Origin of the sequence: Tepidibacter aestuarii, from assembly GCF_934924865.1 — a bacterium.
In the GTDB taxonomy this organism is placed as follows: domain Bacteria; phylum Bacillota; class Clostridia; order Peptostreptococcales; family Peptostreptococcaceae; genus Tepidibacter_A; species Tepidibacter_A aestuarii.
On the sequence record NZ_OW235315.1, the window covers coordinates 3,000,727 to 3,025,595 of the forward strand.

Genomic DNA, 24,869 nt, shown 5'->3' on the forward strand with positions numbered 1-24,869 from the left:
TTATCCGAAAGCTAAAAGTTCTAAAACTCAACCCTCTTAAGGATAAAGATAAGAACTTAATAGCTTCTGGATTAGTTTAACTTTAATCCTTATCTATAGATAATGGAAGAAGCATTGCCACTATAGCAGATATTGCGAATGATGCCATGGCAAACTTTAATGAATTATAATAGCTTCCAGATACGTCATATAAATAAGCTCCCATAAAGCTTCCAAGTGCAGGTCCTATCCCCATAACTATAAGAGTTGATAGTCCCCATATCTTTCCAAATGTTTTGTTTCCATAAACAGACGCTGCATATCCTGCAACTCCACCAGGTTCTATAGCCCAGTATACAGCAAATATTATACAAGATACTATACTAAGAGTTACTGCACCTTTTCCAGTCATTAAAGCAAGACAAGCTATAACTCCCATTAGAGGCGCGAATATTAACATATATTTTCTACCCTTAGTTTCATGGTTTAGCTTTGTCACCATCTTATCTGCTACAACTCCCATTAAAGGCATTGTAAGTATTCCAGCTATTCCTATTGCTACATAAAGATTAGTAGCAGTAGATAAAGTTAAATCACAATCTGCCATCCAGTACTTTACAATCTGAGTCCAAACTAAAAATTCTGCAACCATACTAGTTAAAAATGCTATTATAGAACCCCATATAGGGAATGTAGAGAAGGCCTGTTTTATACTCCACTCTCTATCATTCACATTATTATCCTTAGCTTTTAATGTGTCCATACCAAAAGGCTTAAGTCCGTAGTATTGAGGGTTCTTCTTAGCAACCAAAGTAGCGATTATTAAAGCTATTAATACTACACAAGATAATATTCTCATAGCAAATCTCCAGTCCATAGTTGCAAGAACCTGCTTTGCTCCAAGACTTAGTACAACCTGTGCAACAGGAGCTCCCATAAAAGCTATTCCCCACATAGTTGCATACGCCTTACCTACATACCATTTTCTAACCGATACTGTTGACGACACCCAAAGCATACCAGTTCCTATTCCTGCAAATACAGCATATGGAATCAAATATGACATATATGTTTTAGCAAAGCTTGTTACCAGAAATCCTAAAGAACCACTTATAGCTCCTAAAAAATACGCGGGCTTAGTTCCCCATTTATCTATTATCATTCCACTAAAGAATGCAGTTACTGCATAAACGCTCATCATAAGTGAATAACCTAGAGTTAGTTTAGATGCACTCCAACCAAGATCATTTGCCATAGGACCTTGAAGTACAGAAAAAGTAGCTCTATAACCAAACAAACAAAATACTGCAAGCCACGATGCAAGAACTACCTTATAACCTAGGTGTTTTGCTTCCTTTTCACTTACTCTGCTCTCTAGCATTTAATATCAATCCTTCCAATTTATTCGCTATATTATTTTTTAAACTCGTGTGAATTACAAGTTACAGCATTTAGATCTCCATATGTCCAGTTATCTTTATCAAGACCTGTGCACATTCCTAATTCATCTTTATCAGAGTTTTTAAAGTTAGAACAATTTCTACACTTAGGACATAGTTCAAATACTTCACATACATCAGAATCTATATTAATCATATTTCCTGTTACTCTACAAATCCCCTTAGCAGCATCCATAGGTGAAAAATTTAAACAATCATTGTGTTTTAACATAATCACTACACTCCTTCATATTCTGTTCTTGAAATAACTTCATCTTGAATAGGTTTACCTATTTCACACCAGTATTGTGTAAATCCTGCAACTCTTACCATAAGATCTCTATAGTTATAAGGATTTTCTTGTGCATCTCTTAATACCTTAGAGTCAACTATATTGTACTGTATATGGAATCCACCTTTTCTCATGTATGAGCGTGTTAGGTCTAATAAATGCTTAGTTCCCTGCTCTCCTTTTAATGCACTTGGATGTATCTTCATATTCATTTGAGAGTTTTGAGAATTTGAATGATCCCAAACTGTAGCTGATTCAAATAAAGCATAAGGCCCATTTTTATCAGTTCCAGGGTAAGCAGACATTGAACCATCTGAATATGTTGTTCCTGCAAGTCTTCCATCAGCTGTAGCAAGTGTTGCAGCTCCTTGTGCTCCATGAGTTGAAACTGATATTTGACAAGCGTACATAGGTTTTGCATAAAGTGACATTGCAGTCTTTGACATTTTACAGAACCAGTCTTCATACCCCTTAAGAATACTATCTGCATAAGGATTATCATTACCATACTTAGGAGCCATTAAGCATTCTCCATATATGTCATCATATGATCCACTGTTATCTACTTTTTCTTGATCTACCATTGAGAAATTTCTTGTTTCAAGAGCATTCCTGAATCCAAAGTTATTTATCATAGCATCCTTTAACTGTTCAATAGTAAACTTCTTATCATCGTATACAACTTTTTTAATTCCAGCTAATGAGTTTACCATAGTTACTGTTCCACAGCTTTCAACGTTAAATGTAGCATTATATCTATATCCCATATTACCTATATGCTGTCCTTTAGATAGACAATCTGGTTTTAAGAAAGAGTTTACAACAGACATATTATGTTTACGCCATATATCATGCTGTACATTATTAGTTTTAGCTAAAACGTCAACTGCCTTTTCATAGTACATCTTGAATGTATCAACTAACTCTTCATAAGTTTCAAGCTTTCTATTATGAGGTTCAAATACTTTAATTCCAGTTCTATGATCTACTCCATTAGTAAGTACTAACTCTAATACCTTAGGATTTGCTATAAAGTGAACTCCAACACTCGTAGGTTGACCTGCTCCTCCAGGTATTTTATATTTCTTGCCATTTAAATCAAGTTCTTTCCAGCATCCTGGTGATGTTTCAAGGCATCCTCCTATTGCAAAAGATCTGGCTTCTTCAATATTCATTCCTTCAGGTGAATATTGATTCATCATAAATTCTATTCCAACTCTATTGTTCATCCAAGCTGGATATCCTGCACCAGTTTTATCGCATTCTACACATTTTAATAAGAACTTCTCTGGAAGTTTCTCATCGTAAAGCACTGATAAAGTAGGCTGAGGTGTTGAACATGTTATACCGGCTTCAACTATTAACATTTCTAAATCATTAGTAGCAGACTGCCCATCAGGAGTAAGTCCACCAAGGCTTAAGTTGTTAAATGTGTTTCCTGATAAAACTCCTCCAACAACCCCTGTTGATGCAAAACAATCTATACATGTAATCTTTATTCTATATAATTCTAGAAGTTCTAATACTTCTTCCTTAGTTATCTTTCCTGCTTCAATATCTTGCTCGTACCAAGGATATAGTACTTGACCTAATCTTCCTATTGATAGTCCTGATATTGCATCTTCATTTAAAACTGCAATGTGTAGGATGTATGATAATTGAAGTGCTTCTCTGAATGTAGATGGCTTTTTATGAGCTATGTTTTCTAAGCAGTTAGCTATATCCATATACTCTTTTTTATCTTCTTCATTCTTAGCAATGTTTTCAAGTCTTCTAGCATGCTTTGAATAATTTAATATCCAAGTTTGAAGACCTTCTATAACATGAATTACAGATTCATAGAAATAAAGTCTGTCCATTCCTGTTACTCCATCTCCATCTGCATTTCCAGCAACCTCATCCTTACATTCTTTAGCCATTTCTATAAGTTTATCAAATCCATACTGAAGAGGATAATAATAGTTTATTACTTCTCTTCCTTGAGGTAGAGTAAATCCTGAGTCAAACATACAAACCAAGCTTCTCATTATATTTTCTTTTACTTTGTAATCTGGAACCATTTTCTCGTATTTATGCCCTAAATCTTCAACCGATCTTCCTACCCACTCATTTGCAACCTTTAAAAGAACAGGAATTTCTTCTTTTCTCATTCCAAACTTACCAGCAATAGAAACTACATTTCCAAAGCTCTTTGTAACATTTCCTCCACCGTGTCCGAATTCGCTTAGTTCTCCAGCACTTGCACTTCCTGTTTCAAGAGCCGCCTTGTATAGTTCACTTTCTTTGGCTACGAAGAAGCTTTCTGAAAGCCATGGCATAGGGAAAGATCCTCTGTAGTTATAAGTTTTTTGCATAACAAGTTTCTCTCCAGGAATTATGTTTGGTGTAAGTCTTGAAAATGCCTCTTTTAAAGCAAGAGCTCTTCTAACTACTGCAATCTCACCTTCAAGCTCGTTAAATTTACGATTATACCAATAAGGAAACTCCATATTAGCAGTTGATAATGTATTATAAAATATATCTCTTAACCTCTTAGCCCTTGGAGTTGGTTCTTTCTTTACCTCTCTATCAACCATCTCCTCAGGAGCTCTTCCTCCATACTGATAATTAATTGACAATCCTTTAGATGCCAAAATATCAGCAAGTTTCACTTTTTTACTATCATCCATCTAACTTACCCCCTTGTAAACTGACTTGCTCTATATATGTATATGATTTTACTTTTTGATTAATGCTTTAACTATTTTGAATACAATAAAAAATTCGTCTAGTTGCTACGCACTGACTCATGTCGCCAACGATCCCTACGGGCTCCGTTGCTCAAAAATAGTTGCAAATTTAGTTCTTTAACCAACGTTATACAAATATTCGAAGTTATCTATTTTCTTAGCATAAAAAAATCTTCCTTGGATAATCCAAGAAAGATTTAAATTACATATATTTATGCTTTTTATAAATTAATTGATTTATGTATATAAGAATTAAAAAAGATGCGAATACCCAAACACCTTTACTATATAAATTAAACGCATTTACTGCAAACCCATATATTAATGCAAATATTCCAGAGTTTAAATAACTGTAGAATTGATAAGTAAAGTATCCTTCTTCGCTTTTGAATTTCTTACTTCCAAATATAATTTCCCCCTTATCATTTTTCTTTAAAACTTCCAAAAGCTTCTTTTGTCTTCTTTCAGATTTTTTAACAGAAAAAGCATAAGCAATACTTATAACTCCAATTAACGCAAATACAAAACTATTAATCACTTTATCGACCCCCATAGCTTTAATATATCTTATTTTACTAATAATATATTTAAAAGTATATATTATTAGGTTAAGTAATAATACTCACAATCACAAAATTCCAAACTACAACTTGACTGTTCATAATATGACTTTAACTCTTTAACAATATCTAAGACAATATCCTTCTACTTATTTAAATCAGAAAATGTAGGATTACATACTCCCGTTATTTCATAAGTATCTTCTCCACCTAATGGACACCCCCACTTTTCATGATATATAGTCTTTATTTTAGATACATTAGCCGAAACATAAACCCCTTTTAACTCATAATGCTCCTTAGCTAATGACTGCCACTTTAAATATATATCCTCTTTATTTTTATGGTTATTGTTTTTATGAAAATGGCCTTTATTAATACCTATAACAACTGTAAACTTCTGTGTTCTCAATTTATATCACCACACTTAAATATATAGTACATTTTATTGTTCCAATAGTGAATATAAATTAAACATTTTATTTTTTGCTTAATCACTCTACAATTAAAAGTATAGTAAAAAATATAATAACTATTCCATATGGAATTAACTGACCTCTTTTCTTATCATCTTTAGAATACTTGTATTGTATATAAAAATCTCTAAAGCAAAAGGTTACAAAATATATTTTAAGAGCTAAATTTTCATATTCTTCATTTGCTATAAAAATAAAATATATTAAGCAAATAATATTAGTAATATCTAATATCTTAGTGAACTTATTTTTATTTTTTTCTAAAAAATCGCTATTCTCATAATTATCTTTTTTTGCTAAATAAAGAGTTCTAATACTTGTGTATATATTCAATGCAGCAAATAAGGAAATTAAAATTTTATTTATAATCTGAACCACATCCTTTAACCCCCCATTTTTAATTCATAATTACAATCTACTCTGTTGCATCTTCTTTTATTTTTTCAATATAAAATTTAATATATCGGTTGCCTTTAAAAGTTAGTCTTCCTATATTACCCTCTAATATAATTGCATAGTCTTCAGGTTTTACTTGAAATTCTATTTCCTCTCAATTTTCTAATTTAAAAACCAAATAATAAGTTACATAAAAGTTAGATACCCTCTCCTTCGAACTTACACTTGATCTAGTGTCCATTCTCTTTGAAACTAAAGTTGCTCTAACTGTTTGAATAGGTTTTTTCATCTGCTCAACTATTGATGCTATAATTTTATAAACTTTCCATAATATAAAAATAATTATACTTAAACCTATTAATAAACCTATTATATTTCCTATTATCTCCATATTACCTCCTATTTTCTAACTAACCACACAATTTTATCTAGTTTTAAACCTAATAACTATATCTTAAAACATATTGGAATATTATTCAAATTAATAACATATGGCAATGCACTATATACATTCTCAAAATCCCTTAATCAGCATAAAAAGCTAGTCACTAAATTTATTTTTAAGAACTAGCTTTTTTATGCTTAAATAAACATTTCTAACATTAATTTATATATTTCCCGAGAAATTAACATTATTTATATAACTTATACAAAATAATTTATTATATATGCTCATTTATTTTCGTTTTAAAGTTCTTTTTATATCTTTAAGTAAAAACTTATTGCATTTAATCGAAACCCCTTGATACTGTTAATCTTGATATATAAACTTTGCTTTCTAAAACAATATTTAGATCAATCATTTATATTCCAAGATTCAAATTCTTTTTATTAAAATAGTTTCTATTTGATAAGGGTGGCTGGTATTTTTAGAAAAGGCCATAGAAAATATTTCTTTGATAGAATACGCAAAAAAAGAAATACTAACATTTAAATAGAATGAACTTGCATAAGTAATTAAATATCAATAAGGAGGGCACCTATGTCTATTGAAATTTCTAAAGCATCATCTCATTTATTAGAAGGGATGAAAGTGGAATCAACATCTAGAGGATTTAAAATGATTTTAGATGAACCCATAGAAGCAGGAGGATCAAACACTGGAATGAATCCTGTAGAAGCAATACTTTGTGCTCTAGGTTCATGCCAATGCCTAATTACAAAAATGATAGCTTCCAATATGGGAATAAAAATCGAAGATTTAAAGATTAATCTTCAAGGAGAGCTAGATCCTACAGGCTACCAAGGAGATACAAGTGTAAGACCAGGATATGAAGCTATTAGATCTACGTTTATTATTAAATCAAACACATCAGAAGAACAGATAAAGGAATTGATTACACAGGTAGAGAAGTTCTGTCCTGTAGGAGATACCGTTTCTAACGGAACAAACTTGGTAGTTGATTATGTTGTTGAAAAATAATAATTAATTATACTATTGAGAGGGTGGCATTAAGCTACCCTTTAAATTATTTTTTATTGAACCATTCTTCTGCTTTTTTATCTATACCTTTTATATAAGAATCTTTTCCTTCACAATAACCTTCATTATCATACCTAAATTTTTTAGCCAATCCTTTTTTTAATTCTTCATAGCATTTTGCTTCCTCTGGATGAGCAATCATATAATCTCTAAAATTCAAATGTCTTTTTATTTCAGGATTTCCCGTTTGAAATATATGAATATGATGTGTTCTATTGTACAACCCTTTCATGAAAAATCTGCGATCTTTTATTCCATACTCGCCTTTTGCTATATACCCTAACTTCTCTATTTCCTCATTATATTTATCAACACTATTAATATCTTTTACTTCAATTAAAATATCTATTATTGGCTTTGCATAGATTTTTGGTATAGATGTGCTACCAATATGATGAATATCAACTATTTCACTATACATTATGCTACATATTTTTTTTGCTTCTTTTTGGTAGTCTTCATTCCATTTAAGATTATGAGGAACTACTTCTATTACCCTAACCTGTTTTTCTTCACTCATCAAATCCTCTCCTTATTAATATTTAAATCGGCAATATTTTAATTTAAAAACATTCTGTGCTCTATCCACTTATCTAATTCTTTTCGACTATAATATGTAACATATACAATTTGTATATATGGGATATAATAATATGGATTATTAACTACTCTAACATTCCAACAACTTGATTTAATTTTGTTAAAGCATCAGGAGTAACTTTTAACGTTACATTCAACTCTCCTGTTCCTCCATATATATAAGAAAATCGAAAAAACTTTGTGTCTATTATATATGGCAACGAAATCCCAAATAAAGGAATTCTTCCAATCGAAAATCCTGTAACTTCCTTGACTTCATCTTTTGTTGCTAACCTCACGTCTTTACAATTTAAAATATGTTTTACTTCTTTAAAATTAACACCGCCTCGCTCTCCTGAAACAACCAATGCATAAAAACCTATATCAGTATATATTATTAATGTTGCTGCCGTTTGCCCAATATTAATTTTAAAATAATCAGCACCTTCTTTTGCTGTATAAATAGGTTTGTCATTATTAATTAGTTCAAATGCAAATCCATGTTCCTTTAATAAGTTCTTTATATTTTCCATAAAAAATCCCCCTCAACAATAATTGATAATGCTTAGACTATAATAATACAACTTAATTAAACATATAAATATACTTTGTAGTTTTATGGTTATGCTATGCCCTTATTTCTAAACAACGTAAAGAATTTATTTTAGTTCATATTAAATTCTTTTACTTTTAGTTTAACTATATAATTGTGTCTTTTTCCATCATCTGTTGAACAATCTAGAGAAAAATAAAGGTTATCTTTAATAATATTTATTTCTTCTTCACTAAATAATTTTTTTGAACTTATTTCCCCTATCCCTTCATTTAATAAAAATCCATCAGGAGATATAGTTTTAGAATTGTCACCCGAATGTGATGAAGAATTCAATAAAACTATCTCTTTATTACCTTGTTTATCTATATAAATAGTTTTAAAATACGATTTTATATTTTCTTCTTTATTTGTTTTATACTGTATTTTTCCACCAATAAGTGAATGCTTGTTAGTAGATATAAGTATAAGTCCATCACTTATTTTTATTCCATTGCTTTCTCCCTCAAATGAATATACTTTAAATACTTGGTTATCAAGTTTATTTTTATATGAGACAGTTGTCCTAATAAATATTATATTTGTAATAAATAAAAAAATAAAAACTCCAATTATGAATAATTTCTTCATATTTTCACCTCTTTTCAAAGTTATTTAATATAACTCTACTAAATATAATATTTTTTCTTAATGAACATTGTTATTACATATCTTCAAGGTCAATAATAATCCTATTACAACTTTTACATCTATGACACTTAACTCTGCCATATTCCTTTAATGTCTCTCCACCAAATATACTTAGTTTTTGCCACCATTTCTCATCTTCATCATGCCACATAAATCCGTATTTACCACTATGAAAAAAACCTTGTATTAATTCACTTTTACAATAAGGACGCTCTATTTTCACTGTAATTCCCCCCAAACAATTTATGTTTAATAATAACTATATCTTAAATTATTTTGGAATGTTATTCAAATTTGTACTCTATAAATACTTTTCTTAATTTGAGTAAATAGATATGTAAATATAATCATCATCTTTGCATTAAGTACTAAATATAAAAAATAAGGCTTATTAAAATGTTAGTGAATGGTTTAAATGTTTTTGTATAAAATATTTAACACATTCACGGTATTTTAATAAGCCTTATTTACCACTTAAGCACAAAATCTACTTAGAATATATATTCCTACAATTAGTCTCCTTAATCAAAAACACAAACCCATACCCTACAAGAGTACTCAAAAAGCAGTACATAAATGCCTTATTATAAAGCTCTACACTACCTAAAGTAGATGAATATTTATCAAATACTCCTCCAAGTACAGATGGCATAATAGCAGCTCCGAAAAATCCTCCTATATTAACAACAGAAGTCGATATACCAGCTATTTCAGGTGGATTTACCTCCTTTGAACATGCCCATCCAAGTACAAATGTAGAACAAGTAAATCCTAATGTAAATAATACAACCTTTAAAATATTAGTATCTAGTCTTCCTCCAAAAGCTATAGCAGCCCAACAAAGTAAATACACACTTCCAAATATCATCATAGGAGTCTTTCTCTTTCTCATCTTATCAGAAATACCTCCAATGAATATACTTCCTATAGCTAGTCCTAAAACAGGAAGTATCATATAATTAGAAGCTTGTATCTTAGTCACATTATATACATCCGTTATATATCCATTTCCCCATGCTCCAGTCAATGCTACGAACGCACCAAAGAATCCTGCAAATATAAAAAATCCTGGCCATGTTTTAGGATTAGTCATAACTTGTATAACTGCTTGTCCCATATTAATCTTACTTTTACTCGCATTTTTTTTATTTATACCTTCAATTTCACTAATAGATGGATATCCCTTATCTCTTGGATCGTTTCTAACTATAATATAGCAAAGTAAACTTATTATTATAGAGAATATCCCCATAACAACGAATGAGTTTCTCCAAGTTATAGCTGCAACAAGTAATGCAAGAGGTGTTTGAGCAATTATTCCTCCCAAATTTCCTGCAAAAGAAGTAATACCAGACATTATTCCAAATTCACTTTCCTTAAACCAAACAGACTGTATCTTAAGTATTGGTATGAACACAACAGATACCCCAATTCCTACAAGTAATCTTCCTGCAAACGCCCAAAATATAGTGGGAGCCATACCAAATATTATAGATCCTAATCCCGATAATAAAACCCCTATAGAAACGGTCTTTCTAGCGCCTAATGAATCAGCTAACATTCCAGCAGGGATTTGCATTATCATATAAGCGTAAAAATACATAGCCCCTAAATTTGCAAATGTAGTTCCCGAAATATTAAACTCGTTTATAAGATCATCTTTAACAACCCCAGGTGCTAATCTATGAAAAAATACTATAATATATGCAAATGCTAGTACTCCCCATACAATCCACCTGTATTTCATCATTTTGTCTACCTTGCTTTTATCCAAAATATCACAAGTTTTTGCCTCATTAAAGCTTGCCATATAAAAGCTCCTCTCTGTTGAAATATTTGTATAGAAATAAATTGTGTGACCTTTATAAAGCCACACAATTTATACTTTACTTATAATGCTTTTTCTGTTATTTCACTCTCAAGACCTTTCTTTATAGCCTTCATATTTAAATCTACGAATTTTTCTTTAACATTATCTTTTAATGCCTTATCCCAATCTATCTCTTCAATTCCCAGTGACTTAATAAGTCCACCAAGCATTATTATATTTTGAGCCTTTATATTTCCAAGTGCTATAGCTTCATCAGCTGCATCTATAGCTATTACATCATCATATTTTGCTTCTATTTTTTCAATTATGTTTTCTGGATACTTCTCTTTTCCTGATAAAACAGTTGCTGATGGAATAGCGTAATCATTTATTACAATCTTTCCACCTGGCTTTAAATACTCTAACCATCTTAAAGCCTCTACTCTTTCAAATGCTACTATTATATCAGCTTGACCTTTTCCTATTATAGGTGAATATACTTTCTTTCCATATCTTACCTGAGTTGTAACACTTCCACCTCTTTGTGCCATACCATGAACCTCAGACATCTTAACATCATATCCTGAATCTATTAATCCACTAGATAATACCTTTGAAGCTAGTATTATTCCTTGTCCCCCAACTCCTACTAATAAAACATTTTTTACACTAGATCTACTATTTATACACATATTATTCACCAACCTTTTCTATAGCATCGAATGGACAAACTTGAGCACATACACTGCATCCAACACACATAGTTTTATCTATCTTAGAATATTCATCAAATGAGATTGCAGGGCATCCTGACTTAATACACATCTTACATTTTTTACACTTATCTTCTTTAACTTCATAAGATTTAGGTGTACAATCAAATCTCTCTTTATCTTCTTTAGAGAATTTCTTAAGTACACAAGGCCATTGAGTTATTATTACTGATGGCTCATCAGATGCAAGAGCATTACTTAAAGCTTCCTCATTTTCTTTTAAGTTAAGAGGATTAACAACTGTAACATCTTTAATTCCTATAGATTTACATAAATTAGGTATATCTATTTGATTAGTTTCCTCTCCCATTAAAGTGTATCCTGTTCCTGGGTTTTGTTGGTGTCCTGTCATACCAGTTATTCTATTATCTAGTATTATAGTTACTGAATTACCTTTATTGTAAACAACATCTATTAAGCTTAATATTCCTGTATGGAAGAATGTTGAATCTCCTATAACACTTACTACTTTCTTGTCTACATTATGGAAGTTAAATGCCTTTTGAGCACCATGGCCTGTACTTATAGATGCTCCCATACAAATACATGTATCCATAGCATTAAGTGGCTCTGCTGATCCTAGAGTATAACATCCTATATCTCCTGTAATCATTACATTCTTCTTCTTAGATAAAGTGTAGAATAATCCTCTATGTGGACATCCTGCACATAGTGTTGGAGGTCTATTTATTACATCTTCTTTAAGCTCAGCAACAGCAGCTGCAACTTCACTTTCTACACCTGAATTTAAAAGAGAATTTGCTATTATATCAGGGTTTAACTCTCCTATGTTAGATATCTTTTCTTTTCCTATACAATTAATTCCTCTAGCCTTTAATTGCTCTTCTATATAAGGCTCTAATTCTTCTATTACGTATAATGTTTCTACTTCTTTAGCAAAATCTTCTATTTTCTTAAATGGAAGTGGATGAGTAAATCCTAATTTAAGATAAGAAGCATTATCTCCAAATACTTCTTTAGTATATTGATAAGATATACCTGAAGTTATAACCCCTATCTTTTTATCGTTCCATTCTATTTTATTTAAATGAGTTTCATTACTGAACTCTTCCATTCTCTTTAATTTATCTTCAACAACAACATGTAATTTTCTAGCATTAGCTGGAGCTGCAACGAACTTAGCTATATTCTTAGTATATGGCTTAATTCCTGCTTCTTCTCTTTCATTAAATTCAACTAAAGTTTTAGAATGGCATATTCTAGTTGTTACTCTATATAAAACAGGTGTATCAAATCTTTCTGATATTTCCATAGCATCCTTCATGAAATCCTTTGCCTCTTGTGAATCACTAGGCTCTATCATTGCAATTTTAGCAAACTTAGCATAATATCTATTATCTTGCTCATTTTGAGATGAATGCAGTCCTGGATCGTCTGCAGATACTAGTACTAGTCCCCCATTAACACCAGTATATCCATAAGTCATAAGAGGATCTGCTGCAACGTTAACCCCAACATGCTTCATAGCAGCAAGTGATCTAGCTCCTGCTATAGATGCTCCTATAGCTACTTCAAGAGCTACTTTTTCATTTGGAGCCCACTCTGAATAAACATCTTTATATAAAGCTATATTTTCAAGTACCTCAGTAGATGGAGTTCCAGGATAAGCACTAGCTATACTTCCGCCTGCTTCATAAAATCCTCTGGCAATAGCTTCATTACCTGTCATAAGTTTTTTCATTATAATTTCCCCCTTATTTAAGCATGTATTTTATTTTCTTCTAATACTTCTTGTAATGCATCTATAAATTTTTGAGTTTGATCTTTAGTTCCTGTACTAACTCTTAACCAGTTTTTCCAGTCCCAAAGATACCCAGGTCTTACTATGATTCCTTTTTTAAGTAATTCTTCAAATACTACCTTTGAATCAAATCCAACATTTACGAATACAAAGTTTGAATTAGACTTTATATACTCCATGTCATTTTCTTCAAAGTATTTTTCCATCATGCTCATGCACTCATAATTAAGCTTTACAGTTTTATCTATATGCTCAGCATCATTTAAAGCTCCAATTCCTGCTGCTTGAGCTAATCTATTAACATGAAATACCATTTTCATTTTATTCATAGCTTTAGTTATTTCACTTGATGTAAGTAAATATCCAACTCTCACTGATGCAATTCCTGCAACCTTTGAGAATGTTCTAAGTATAATAGTATTTGGTCTTTTTCTTAATATTTCTAAAGAATCTGGATACTTATCATTTTTTATTGCATACTCATAATAAGCTTCATCAAATACTAAAACTACATCTTTTGGAGTATTATTTACTAAGTAGTCAATATCCTCTTTTGTCATTATATTTCCAGTTGGATTATTTGGATTACATACATAAATTAATTTTGTCTTATCGTTGATCTTTTGCACAAATTTCTCAAAATCATGCTTATAGTCTTTAAGATCTATTTGATGAGCAACTCCACCCATAAAAAGAACTTCACTAGCATATTTTCCAAATGTAGGGTTAGCCATTATAGCTTCGTCACCTTCATTTATAAAAGTTTGAGCTATTATTTTTAAAAGCTCTTCTCCACCATTACCTACAACTATATTTTCATGCTTTAGATTGTATTTTTTACATAGTCCATCCTTTAACTTAGTGCAGTTAGGATCTGGATATATATGTATACTATCTAATTCTTTTTTTATTTCTTCAATAGCCTTTGGAGATGGACCTAATGGATTTTCATTAGATGCAAGTTTTTCAATATCCTCAAGACCTAATTCCTTCTTTAATTCATCTACAGACTTTCCAGGTATGTACGGTTTTATAGAAGCTACTTCTTTTCTAAATAGATTTTCACTCATCATTTCAACCCCTCTATTTTAAAATTATATCAATTAACTTTAATCAATAACTGCCTGCCGAGATGTCTTAAAAAAATATTTTGTAGAATATTAAGAATTGTCTTTATATTAAGCAAATTCTATGCCAACTTAATTTCACTGTGAAAGTGTCTATTTTCATAAATAAATAATCCCAAAAACAATGAAAATGGGTTAAATGGTATTATTTTAAATACCATTTAACCCATTTCTAAGTGTTCAACAACTTTAATTCCATATTTAGTTATATTAGTTCCACGTCTTCCTTTGTTTATATCTACCATCATGAATTTCTCAAGATTTATAAGTATAAGTCTTATTTCTTGTTCGCTTATAAATATACCCTTGTTTTTTGCTTTTTCATGTAAACTTCTTCTTCCAAGTCTTTTTTCATTTTTATAGGCTTCTTTAAGTTCTTTTAATATGAATATATACTTGTATTCATCTTTTCCAACATCTTCTCTAAATTTATCTAACAATTCTTTTTCATGAGGATTAAATACTATAGAATTTAAATTTGCTTCTTCTTTAAATGGCAGATCATTTATGTCTATATAATCAATACCTATATTAGAGAAGTATTCTATATAATTTTTTAGCTCTCTTATATTACCTCTCCAAGTATGGTCTATAAGCTTTTCTTTAGCTCTTTGAGTTAAATTAAAATTATATCCTGATTTTCTTTTCATTTCATTTATTATAATTAATATATCTTCTTTTCTATTTCTAAGAGGCGGTATTTTTAGAGGAAGTACATTAAGTCTATAATATAAGTCCTCTCTGAAATCTCCTTTTTTAACCATTTGCTTCAAATTTCTATTAGTTGCAGCTATAAGTCTTATATTTACTTTTATAAGTCTATCTCCACCTATTCTCATAACTTCTCTTTCTTGTAATACCCTAAGTAGTCTTTTCTGTAGATTGATAGGCATCTCACCTATTTCATCTAGAAATAATGTTCCATTATGTGCAAGTTCAAAAAGCCCTGGCTTTCCCCCTTTTCTAGCTCCTGTAAAAGCACCTTCTTCATATCCGAATAATTCACTTTCTAACAAACTTTCTGGAAATGCTCCACAGTTAATAGCTACAAACTGATAGTTCTTTCTTGAAGAATTATTGTGTATAGCTTGTGCAAATAGTTCTTTACCAGTCCCACTTTCTCCACTTATGAGTATTGACGAATCTGACGTAGACATTCTAATTGCTATATCCTTTGTCTTAGTTATAATATCGCTATTTCCAATTATATCTTCAAACCTGTACTTAGCTTTATGCCCCTTACCTATTAATTGTGCTCTTAATTTGTGTTGTTTTATTTCTGTATCACTAAATCTTTTCAGTATAGCTATAGCTCCATATCGCTTGTTGGAATGTATTATAGGATGAATGGATACTACTACATCATATCCATTTACTTTTATAAGTTTTTCTTTTATGGGCTTTAACCTTTTTATCGAATTCTCAAATGGGATAGTAGACAATGTTTCACTTATATATTTTCCTACTATTTCTTCCTTTTTATAGCCTATAATGCTTTGTGCATTTTGATTGCAAGAATATATTTCACCATTTGAATCAACTCCTATTATTCCATCATCTGCAACTTGAAGTAATATATCAAGCTGACTTTCAAATTGGTTTGTTCTTCCCATAACATCAGAAAGACCAACATCCTTAGTAACTATTTCTTTATAGCTTTTTTTAATATCCTGTCTTTGTAATATATCTACTAAGTTTAACTTTACACCTAGATCTATAATTGTACTAATATCTAATAGTGCATTTCCTATATTTATAGTATTGTAGCTTTTATTTTCATAATCTTTAAACACTATAATCTCATTATCTTCTATATCTTTTTTGACACTTTCGCATATAGGTATAAGATCTATATGTCTAATGCCCAGTTGATACATTACACATGTCATTTGAAGTGCCATTTGATAGTTATGATCTAATAAGTACACCTTATTTCCATCTTTTATATTCATAATTTTTTCAAATGCTACCTTTGATATAGTTCTGTTTGCTATAACTAATTCTACTTTATTATTTATATATTTTTTTATAGTTTCAAATACATTATAAGATGGTACCAAAATCACATCTGAATCTATCTCATCATTTATTTCATCAACACAAAATTTTTCAATCTCTATATTTTGTGAGAACAAGCTCTTTATCTGTTCATAGTAGGTATTGATTTCTGATAAGGTATAGCTTATTATGCTGATTTTTTTCATTTGACTCACCTTTTCTTCAGTATTTTTAAATTAGCTTAATTTTGATTCAAATATTCCCCTTTATTACATTATAATTTACATAGGAAAAAAGAGGTAGATAATTTATCTACCTCTTTTTCCCTTCACATCTATATATCTTCATACCCAAATTCATAAATTTATCTTCATATTCAGTTGTAACATTTCCCTCAAATTCACTATTTGCTAAGTCAAGTGAAACATTTTGTAACTTAAGGCCATATTCTGATATTTCATTAAGCGAGAATTCAAATAACTTCTCGTTATCAGTTTTAAAGTGAATCTCACCATCATCAGATAATACCTTATTGTACATATCCAAAAATCCACTGTGTGTAAGCCTTCTTTTTGCCCATCTTTTTTTAGGCCAAGGATCACAAAAATTTATAAATATTCTGTGTATCTCTTTCTCCTCAAAGTATTCTAATATGTTCTGTACATTCCCCCATATAAAAAGTATATTTTCTAGCTCACCTTCATCAGCCTTTTGAACAGCCTTTAACAATACTTCTTCTTTTATTTCCATTGCGATGAAGTTTATATCAGGGTTTTGCTTAGCTAGAGTAGTTACAAATTTTCCTCTTCCAGTTCCAACTTCTACATATATAGGGTTATCGTTATTAAATTTTTGTAACCATTCTCCTTTTAAGTCAGTTGGATTTTTTATCAAATAATTATCGTATGATAATAATTTTTCGTCTGCACCTTTTACTTTTCTTCTTCTCATATTATGTCCCTCTTTCTATCCTATCTCTTCCATTTTCTTTTGCTTTATACAGCAGATTATCTGCTTTATTGACTATATCCTTAGAGGATTCTTCTTTAAATTGAACCGCTCCTCCACTTATTGTAACCACAGCATCTTTATTATTGAATCTGATATTTTTTATTCCATTTCTTATTTTTTCTGCCTTTTTATAAGTATTTTCTATATTAGAATTTGGCAAGACTATCAAGAATTCTTCTCCTCCATATCTTCCAACAAACCCATTTTTATCAATATATTTTTTAATATATTTAGATATTTCAACTAGAACATCATCACCAAATTGGTGTCCATAATTATCATTTATTTTTTTGAAATGATCTATGTCAATCATTATTATAGATAAATCACTTTTTAATATACATGATTTTTGTATCTCTTTCTTTAATATCTGGCATATATGTTTATGATTATAAAGTCCTGTCAGTCCATCTGTTATGCTCAATTCTTTAAGTTGTATATTCATCTTATTTATTTTATTTTCTATATCATATCTGTCTTTTATCATATTATTTACCGATGCAGCCATTCTTTTTAGTTCTGTATATCTTAATTCTTCTATATCTATGTATATTCTTTCTTTTGAAGCTCTTTCGAAGAAAGACACCACAAATTCTATTTTTTTATTTATCTTATCATTTATGCTTTTAATACATATAGTAGCTATTAGCATTATTATAATCATAAGTATTGCTACTATTTTAATTTCTTTTTCAAACTGCTTTTTTAATACAGATTCATTCTTTTTTATATTTTCCTCTATATCATCTATATATACACCGGAACCTATAACCCACTCCCACTCAGGAACAGGCTTTGCAAAATATAGTTTATCATGATCTAAATTATCGGTATCTTTTATCCATTTTTGAGTTAGATATACTCCATATTCATTTTCTTTAGCGCTTTTTATAAGCCTTTGACTTACTTTTACTCCATCAGCATCCTTAATTTCTAGCATATCCTTGCCTACTAGCTCTAGATATTTACCATTTGCAAGCTCAATTCCATCATAAGTCATTATAAATATATATTGTTCATCGTTATAACCAAAGTGAATTCTCGATACAAATTCCTTAACTCTTTGTTTTATTATTTGCTCTATTTGTTCATCTGTGTATTTAGGGTTTTCTTTTAGTAATTTATATGTATTGTTTTTTTCAAATTCTATGTATTCAAATACTTCATTCATCTGATTTTCTAATGATTTTTTTTGATGCTCTATATCCTCTAATTTCAAAACTTCAGTTTCTCTTAAAAAATTTCTATACTGCCTAATGATGTTATTTCCTTCTATTACAGTCGTTATTATAATAATAAGAATCACCATACTTTTAAGCAAAAAATTTTTTATGCTGGTATTGTCCGATTTTAACATTTTAACACCTCTTACCTTAGCACCAATTCTTTTATTATATCATATAATGTATTTTTTAATCATCTCTTAAATCGATCTTAAATATTTATATATCCAATATTTTTCATCTAAAATCATGTAGATATTAATTAGTATACGATTATTTAATCTGAATTTATGTTTTTATCCCAAATATAGAAATATAATAATACATATATTACCAAGTAAACTTTGATTATGATATACTTACATTTAGATTATACGTTTACTTACTATTTAATACTTTATAGGTGGAGGCACATTATTATTACAAAAAATAAGTTCATTTCAATTATCGAAGGTACTTTTTTTACAGGACTTTTCTTATTTTCAATTCTTGGTCTATTCGATATTATAAATGTAGATACTCTAATTATACTTTTCTTTATAAGTATTGCTAACTTCAAATCTGGCTTATATAACTTGAGTAACGTAGTTCTTTTATTAATGTTATACTCACATTCAAAACTATTCTATTATCAAATCACATCTTACCTTACTATTTTTTCAATAAAAAAACAAAAAAATAGGGCTTACCATGCCCTGTGGAAATTAAAATATAGGTAATAATTACTATAATCTCATTTGTTAAATCAATAAATAAATATTATTGCTATAATAGTAATACAACAGTATTTTATTCATAAGGAGAGGGTTTTGAGTGAGTAATAGTAATTTAATTTATGTTGTAGACGATGAAAAGCATATTAGAGAATTATTAAAAAATTACCTAGAAAAAGAAGGTTACAATGTATGTACATACAATGATGGTCAACAAGCTTTGGATGCATTCAATATGAAACAGTGTGATATGCTTATTGTAGATGTTATGATGCCTAATATGGATGGACTTAGTTTATGTAAAACAATAAGATCAATTAGCGATATTCCTATAATAATAATTTCTGCTAAAAATGATGAAGTAGATAGAATATTAGGTCTTGAATTTGGAAGTGATGATTATATAGCTAAGCCATTTAGTCCTAGAGAGTTAGTTGTAAGAGTAAGAAATATGTTCAGAAGATTAAAGCCTACAGATACTTCTACTAATAATTCTGATACCCTTTCATATAAAAATGTACGTATTTTTCAAAAAAATAGATCTTTATTTGTAAATGATGATGAGATCAAATTAACTTATAAAGAATTTGAGCTTATTACACTTCTTTTAAATAATTTGAATATAGCTTTTTCTAGAGAAAAGATAATAGAAAAGATCTGGGGATATGATTATATAGGTGATACTAGACAGGTAGATGATTTAATTAAAAGAATTAGAAAAAAACTTCTTTTAAATAACTCCGAAGTTAAGATAGATACCATATGGGGATATGGCTATAAAATAACTAAGTAGGTGATTATATTATGAAGAAATCAATTTCAAATAAACTTATACGATTAAATGTGTTTTTAGTTGTATTCGCACTTTTTCTTATGTCTTTTATGTCTATGTTCTTTATAAAAGGTTATTTGGAAAAGCAGTTGATAAAAGATCTTATATCAGAAAGTAAACTTTTTCAAAAAATGGCTCAAGACGGAGCAATGGACCAAAAAAAAATAAATAGAGAATTATTAAGATCAAACTTAGATGATAATTATAAGTTTTACAGAAGAGAATTTGAAAGTCAAAGTATTATATTTTCTAATAAAAATGGTTATTACCAACCTATATTTTATTCATCTAGACGCAACCTCTTAGACAATGAATCTATTCAGACTATAATAAATAATGTTGAAAGTGGCAAATACAATTTTAAGTTCACATCAAACGGAGTTGAATATTTAGCTGTAGCAAGAAATGCAAAGAATATATCCAATAATAAAGCTTCACGTGGCTTTGTATTAACTTATATTTCAAATAATACTGCTACTACGATAATAAAAGGTATATCAAAAATACTATTCCTTTCTATGCTATTATCAACCTGCATATGTATAGCTGTTATATTTTTTGCTTCAAAGAAGATCACAAATCCTATAGTTAAATTAACCAATTTAGCAAAGGAAATTTCAAATAGAAATTTTGATTCCACTATTTCTATAAATACTGGAGACGAAATAGAAAGCTTAAGTAATTCTATAAATAAAATGGCCTGTAGTATAAAAGATTATGATACTAATCAAAAACATTTATTCCAGAATATATCTCACGAGTTAAAAACACCTTTAATGTCTATACAAGGATATGCTGAAGGTGTTAGAGACAATATGTTTGATGATAATAAAAAAGCTCTAAATATAATAATAGATGAAAGTAATAGAGTAAAAAAATATGTTGAAGATATTATATTCTTATCTAAACTCGAAATGATGGATATATCTTTTGAGTACAGTTTTTATAATATTAATGATGTTATAATAAGTTCTATTGAAAAAGTAGAGAGCATCGCTATCTTAGGAGATATAGATATAATGTATAGTCCAAAAGAAGATGTTTATTTAAATATAGATAAGGATAAATTAATACAAGCTCTAATAAATCTTTTATCTAATTGTCTTAAATACACAAAAGATACAATTGGGGTAGATACTTTAAAAACGAATGATTATTTTGAAATTAAGATATGGGATAACGGAAATGGCTTTAATAAAGATGATCTAAATAAAATCTTCAATAGATTCTATAAAGGTGAAAAAGAAGGTAGCGGAATCGGTATGTCTATAGTTCAAGAAGTAATAAAAAATCATAATGGAACTATATCTGCTAACAATAGAAACATTGGTGGAGCTGAATTTACAATAAAAATACCTTTATCTTAAATATTTTACACACTTTTCCCACACTTTTTACATTTTTATACCTCCTTCTTGATTTATACTTTATTTAAATCAAAAAGGAGGTATTTATTATGAATATTAAAAAATTTGTTATGTGTGGTCTGGTTGCGAGTATGGTAATGGGTTCTTCTCTAGGGGCATTTGCAAATGAAATTCCTAATGCAGCTGATAAAGAAGCTACTCGACAAGAAAGACTTGCTCAAAGGGCTGAAAAAAGAGGTATTTCAGTAGACGAGTTAATAGAAAAAATGGAATTTCTTAAGGCAGAAGCCCAAGCTAAAGGTATAACAGTTAATGAACTTAAAGCTCAAAAAAGAGCCGAGAGAGCTGAAAAAAGAGGTATTTCTGTAGATGAGTTAGTAGAAAAAATGGAGGCTCTCAAAGCAGAAGCCCAAGCTAAAGGTATAACAGTTGATGAACTTAAGGCTCAAAAAAGAGCTGAAAGAGCTGAAAAACAAGGTATAACAGTTGATGAACTTAAGGCTCGTATAGAAGCTCTTAAAGCTGATGCTGAATCTAAAGGAATAGACTGGAATACATACAAAGCTCAACTAAAAGAAGAAAGACAAGCTACTAAAAAGGCTAAAAAAGCTGAAAAACAATCTCAAAAAGAGTTAAAAAAGCAGAATAAAGTAGAAATCAACCTTCAAAACTTATAATAAACATCAAAAAAGAGAGTTTCAATAAAATTATTGAAACTCTCTTTTTATTTAAAACTTATCACTCGGCTTTCCTATATGATAGCCTTGTGCATAATCTATATTTAGTTCTCTTATTATATCTAGTATTTCTTCACTTTCTACAAACTCGGCAATAGTTTCCATTTTAAATGCCTTTGCCATATGTACTATAGATTTTACAATATATAAACTTTCTTCTTTCTCGTTTATGTCTTTTATAAAAGATCCATCTATCTTTAAATAATTTGCTGGTATACGTTTTAAGTACTGCATAGAAGAAAATCCCGTTCCAAAGTCATCTATAGAAAATGTAAATCCTAATTGCTTAAATGAATATATAGTTTTTACTAGAGAATCTATATTATCTATGTTTTGGGTCTCTGTTATTTCAAATATTATATTTTGGTACTTTATTTTATATTGATCTGCTAAACGAACAACTTTAGGTAGAAATTCTGAGTCATTTAAATCTTTACCTGAAGCATTAACTGAAAGCTTTATTTTATCTTCTTTATCCATATTATTTTTGCATTTCATGGCTTTTTCTATTACAATTAAATCTAATTTTGATATTAAATTATTTTCCTCTGCTATCTTAATATATGGAAAAGGTGATAAATAATTTTCTCCACTTTTAATTCTCATAAGAACTTCATATTTTTCAACTTTATTTTCTTTTATGTTATAGATAGGCTGAAAAAATGGAACGATTCTATCTTCTTCAATAGCTTTTATTATTTCTTCCTTTTTTGTATCCTTTTGTTCTTTTATTTTAAGCAGTTCATTAAAGTCTGAAAATGTTAATAATCCACTTTCTGTTGTTTTCTTTAAGTTGTTAAAAATATCTTCAATTAATAATATAGCTGTGTTCCAATCTTTTATCTCTGATGGATTTATTTTAGTTAAACCTAAAAAAACATTAATATTTATAGTTGAATTATTTATTTTTATTTCTAAATTAGTTAATATATCATTTAATTGTTTTGATTTACAAAGTGCATTTTCCCAGTCTTGTGAACTAAATAAAAATAAAAAGTCATCCGCCTTAGAGTGAATTAAGATTCCATCACGACCTAAACTATTATTTAATGTATCCGTTAATTTTTTTATAACTTTATTTCCAAAAGCACTTCCATGAATTGCATTGATTGATGAGAAATTATATATATCCATAAATAGAAGGATTTTTTCATCATCAGATTGTTTTTGTAAAACTTCTAAAAGTTTATTTTTGTTATAACTGTTTGTTAAATCATCCTTATTATAAATATTAGTAAAGATAATATAAATAAAAATGATTAAGAATATAAAAATAATTAATCCCCCAAATGCAGTTTCTAATAAATATAGGTTCGCATCTTCTTCTATCTTTTGATAATTTATTCGGCTGACAGCAATCCAATTCAAGTCAGGTATCTTGCAAAAATATCCATATATTTTTTGCTTTTTTAGATCATAGTAGAGATGCCCTGAAATATTTTTCAAAATATTTATTTCATTTTCATTCCATATTTCCGTATAGCTTTTTAGAGTTTTATTTTGTTGACTTGAAAATTGATCTATATAATTCTTTTGAGGATCCCACATAGAAAAACCTAATAATTTTTCGGATGGGTGTAGAATAATATGTCCACAACAATCTGTAATATAGTTTATGGTGTTTTCTGTATTTGTAGTAATTTTAAATGTTTTATATAAATCTTCTAAAAATATATCTACTGAAAAAACACCTTTTAATTTATTATCTTTCTTTATTCCATATGCAATAGTTATCACTGGATTTTGATTATTTAGATCACTATATACTTGTGTAACAATTGGTTTTTCTGAAGAACTTGCTTCTTTGTACCAGGATCGATTTCTTAAATCAGTTAATGTTTTAACTTTTCCATAACTAGTAAACTTTTCTCCATTTTCATCCTTTACAAAATACACCTTTGATATAATCGGCACATTATTATGCATTCTACTAAAAATATTTCTAACTTCTTCAGCATTTTCTAAATCTGAGGAAGCTAGCAAAATACCTGTGTTTTCCATTAATGTTTTTATTGGATTTATTGTATTTAATATAAATACAGAATAGTTTTGAGAGCTTTTCATTAAGCTTTTTTCAGTTTTTAACAAAATCTCTTTTTTATGATTGTTGTGAAAGTAATAAATTATAGAGCATATTAATATAAAAATTACTGTACATATTAAAAAGAGATATCTTAATTTTTTAGATTTCATAATAAACCTCTAAGTCTTAAATTTAAATACCATTTCATAAATATCCATCTCCCGCCTTCTTAATTCCATATTATTTAATCAAATACAAATTATGTAATTTTTCTATTTTAAACATATTTATTATACAATATTCGCGTTTATTTTTCT

Annotated in this window: 24 protein-coding genes; 4 read left to right on the plus strand and 20 right to left on the minus strand. The window is 29.0% G+C overall.

The window, feature by feature from the left end; genetic code table 11:
- Window positions 1-82: 82 nt before the first annotated feature.
- The 8 genes from M2214_RS14610 to M2214_RS14640 all read right to left on the minus strand — a co-directional run bounded on the left by M2214_RS14610 (window position 83) and on the right by M2214_RS14640 (window position 6,262).
- Complete coding sequence (locus M2214_RS14610; protein WP_248480331.1) at window positions 83-1,360, minus strand: MFS transporter; 1,278 nt, start codon at window positions 1,358-1,360, stop codon at window positions 83-85.
- Window positions 1,361-1,392: 32 nt separating this feature from the next.
- Window positions 1,393-1,650: a 4-hydroxyphenylacetate decarboxylase small subunit gene (hpdC, locus tag M2214_RS14615; protein WP_248480332.1), complete on the minus strand. Its 258-nt coding sequence runs from the start codon at window positions 1,648-1,650 to the stop codon at window positions 1,393-1,395.
- Window positions 1,651-1,655: 5 nt separating this feature from the next.
- Complete coding sequence (gene hpdB, locus M2214_RS14620) at window positions 1,656-4,379, minus strand: 4-hydroxyphenylacetate decarboxylase large subunit (protein WP_248480334.1); 2,724 nt, start codon at window positions 4,377-4,379, stop codon at window positions 1,656-1,658.
- 262 nt (window positions 4,380-4,641) lie between these two features.
- Entirely contained in the window at window positions 4,642-4,977 is a 336-nt protein-coding gene (locus M2214_RS14625; RefSeq protein WP_248480336.1) for a hypothetical protein, read from the minus strand.
- A gap of 167 nt (window positions 4,978-5,144) precedes the next feature.
- Window positions 5,145-5,411, minus strand: a complete 267-nt coding sequence (locus M2214_RS14630) for a hypothetical protein (RefSeq protein ID WP_248480338.1) — start codon at window positions 5,409-5,411, stop codon at window positions 5,145-5,147.
- A gap of 82 nt (window positions 5,412-5,493) precedes the next feature.
- Window positions 5,494-5,853 carry a hypothetical protein gene (locus M2214_RS14635; protein ID WP_248480340.1) on the minus strand — a complete coding sequence of 120 codons (360 nt, stop codon included), beginning with the start codon at window positions 5,851-5,853 and terminating at the stop codon, window positions 5,494-5,496.
- A 37-nt stretch (window positions 5,854-5,890) separates the two neighbouring features.
- Window positions 5,891-6,019, minus strand: coding sequence for a hypothetical protein (locus M2214_RS18465; RefSeq protein WP_408648333.1), 129 nt, complete (start codon window positions 6,017-6,019; stop codon window positions 5,891-5,893).
- A 6-nt stretch (window positions 6,020-6,025) separates the two neighbouring features.
- On the minus strand, window positions 6,026-6,262 hold the full coding sequence (locus M2214_RS14640) for a hypothetical protein (protein ID WP_248480342.1): 237 nt from the start codon (window positions 6,260-6,262) through the stop codon (window positions 6,026-6,028).
- A gap of 591 nt (window positions 6,263-6,853) precedes the next feature.
- On the opposite strand from M2214_RS14640, the gene M2214_RS14645 reads away from it, so the two are divergent.
- Window positions 6,854-7,294: an OsmC family protein gene (locus M2214_RS14645; RefSeq protein ID WP_248480344.1), complete on the plus strand. Its 441-nt coding sequence runs from the start codon at window positions 6,854-6,856 to the stop codon at window positions 7,292-7,294.
- A 46-nt stretch (window positions 7,295-7,340) separates the two neighbouring features.
- On the opposite strand, the gene M2214_RS14650 is transcribed toward M2214_RS14645, so the two are convergent.
- The 11 genes from M2214_RS14650 to M2214_RS14700 form a co-directional block, all read right to left on the minus strand.
- The gene (locus tag M2214_RS14650; RefSeq protein ID WP_248480346.1) at window positions 7,341-7,874 is read right to left on the minus strand and encodes a GrpB family protein; all 534 of its coding nucleotides are present in this window, start codon (window positions 7,872-7,874) and stop codon (window positions 7,341-7,343) included.
- A 145-nt stretch (window positions 7,875-8,019) separates the two neighbouring features.
- Complete coding sequence (locus M2214_RS14655; protein ID WP_248480348.1) at window positions 8,020-8,466, minus strand: aminoacyl-tRNA deacylase; 447 nt, start codon at window positions 8,464-8,466, stop codon at window positions 8,020-8,022.
- A gap of 131 nt (window positions 8,467-8,597) precedes the next feature.
- A complete protein-coding gene (locus M2214_RS14660) occupies window positions 8,598-9,116 on the minus strand; it encodes a hypothetical protein (RefSeq protein WP_248480350.1) in 519 nt (172 codons plus the stop codon).
- A gap of 73 nt (window positions 9,117-9,189) precedes the next feature.
- Entirely contained in the window at window positions 9,190-9,399 is a 210-nt protein-coding gene (locus M2214_RS14665; RefSeq protein WP_248480352.1) for a PF20097 family protein, read from the minus strand.
- A 264-nt stretch (window positions 9,400-9,663) separates the two neighbouring features.
- Window positions 9,664-10,986, minus strand: coding sequence for an MFS transporter (locus tag M2214_RS14670; RefSeq protein ID WP_248480366.1), 1,323 nt, complete (start codon window positions 10,984-10,986; stop codon window positions 9,664-9,666).
- An 80-nt stretch (window positions 10,987-11,066) separates the two neighbouring features.
- A complete protein-coding gene (locus M2214_RS14675) occupies window positions 11,067-11,678 on the minus strand; it encodes an indolepyruvate oxidoreductase subunit beta (protein WP_248480368.1) in 612 nt (203 codons plus the stop codon).
- Between the two features lies 1 nt (window position 11,679).
- Window positions 11,680-13,461: an indolepyruvate ferredoxin oxidoreductase subunit alpha gene (iorA, locus tag M2214_RS14680; RefSeq protein ID WP_248480370.1), complete on the minus strand. Its 1,782-nt coding sequence runs from the start codon at window positions 13,459-13,461 to the stop codon at window positions 11,680-11,682.
- A gap of 17 nt (window positions 13,462-13,478) precedes the next feature.
- Window positions 13,479-14,591 carry a histidinol-phosphate transaminase gene (gene hisC, locus M2214_RS14685; RefSeq protein WP_248480372.1) on the minus strand — a complete coding sequence of 371 codons (1,113 nt, stop codon included), beginning with the start codon at window positions 14,589-14,591 and terminating at the stop codon, window positions 13,479-13,481.
- Between the two features lie 218 nt (window positions 14,592-14,809).
- Window positions 14,810-16,852 carry a sigma-54 interaction domain-containing protein gene (locus M2214_RS14690; protein ID WP_248480374.1) on the minus strand — a complete coding sequence of 681 codons (2,043 nt, stop codon included), beginning with the start codon at window positions 16,850-16,852 and terminating at the stop codon, window positions 14,810-14,812.
- Window positions 16,853-16,958: 106 nt separating this feature from the next.
- Entirely contained in the window at window positions 16,959-17,597 is a 639-nt protein-coding gene (gene trmB, locus M2214_RS14695; protein ID WP_248480380.1) for a tRNA (guanosine(46)-N7)-methyltransferase TrmB, read from the minus strand.
- A 1-nt stretch (window position 17,598) separates the two neighbouring features.
- On the minus strand, window positions 17,599-19,014 hold the full coding sequence (locus M2214_RS14700; protein WP_248480382.1) for a sensor domain-containing diguanylate cyclase: 1,416 nt from the start codon (window positions 19,012-19,014) through the stop codon (window positions 17,599-17,601).
- A 679-nt stretch (window positions 19,015-19,693) separates the two neighbouring features.
- On the opposite strand from M2214_RS14700, the gene M2214_RS14705 reads away from it, so the two are divergent.
- The 3 genes from M2214_RS14705 to M2214_RS14715 all read left to right on the plus strand — a co-directional run bounded on the left by M2214_RS14705 (window position 19,694) and on the right by M2214_RS14715 (window position 22,469).
- Window positions 19,694-20,386 carry a response regulator transcription factor gene (locus tag M2214_RS14705; protein ID WP_248480384.1) on the plus strand — a complete coding sequence of 231 codons (693 nt, stop codon included), beginning with the start codon at window positions 19,694-19,696 and terminating at the stop codon, window positions 20,384-20,386.
- Between the two features lie 11 nt (window positions 20,387-20,397).
- On the plus strand, window positions 20,398-21,792 hold the full coding sequence (locus M2214_RS14710) for a HAMP domain-containing sensor histidine kinase (protein WP_248480386.1): 1,395 nt from the start codon (window positions 20,398-20,400) through the stop codon (window positions 21,790-21,792).
- Between the two features lie 89 nt (window positions 21,793-21,881).
- Window positions 21,882-22,469 (plus strand): hypothetical protein, encoded by a 588-nt coding sequence (locus tag M2214_RS14715; RefSeq protein ID WP_248480388.1) that lies wholly within the window; start codon window positions 21,882-21,884, stop codon window positions 22,467-22,469.
- A 51-nt stretch (window positions 22,470-22,520) separates the two neighbouring features.
- Here the strand turns inward: M2214_RS14715 and M2214_RS14720 are convergent, their stop codons facing one another.
- Window positions 22,521-24,593: a GGDEF domain-containing protein gene (locus tag M2214_RS14720; protein ID WP_248480390.1), complete on the minus strand. Its 2,073-nt coding sequence runs from the start codon at window positions 24,591-24,593 to the stop codon at window positions 22,521-22,523.
- Window positions 24,594-24,869: the final 276 nt, after the last annotated feature.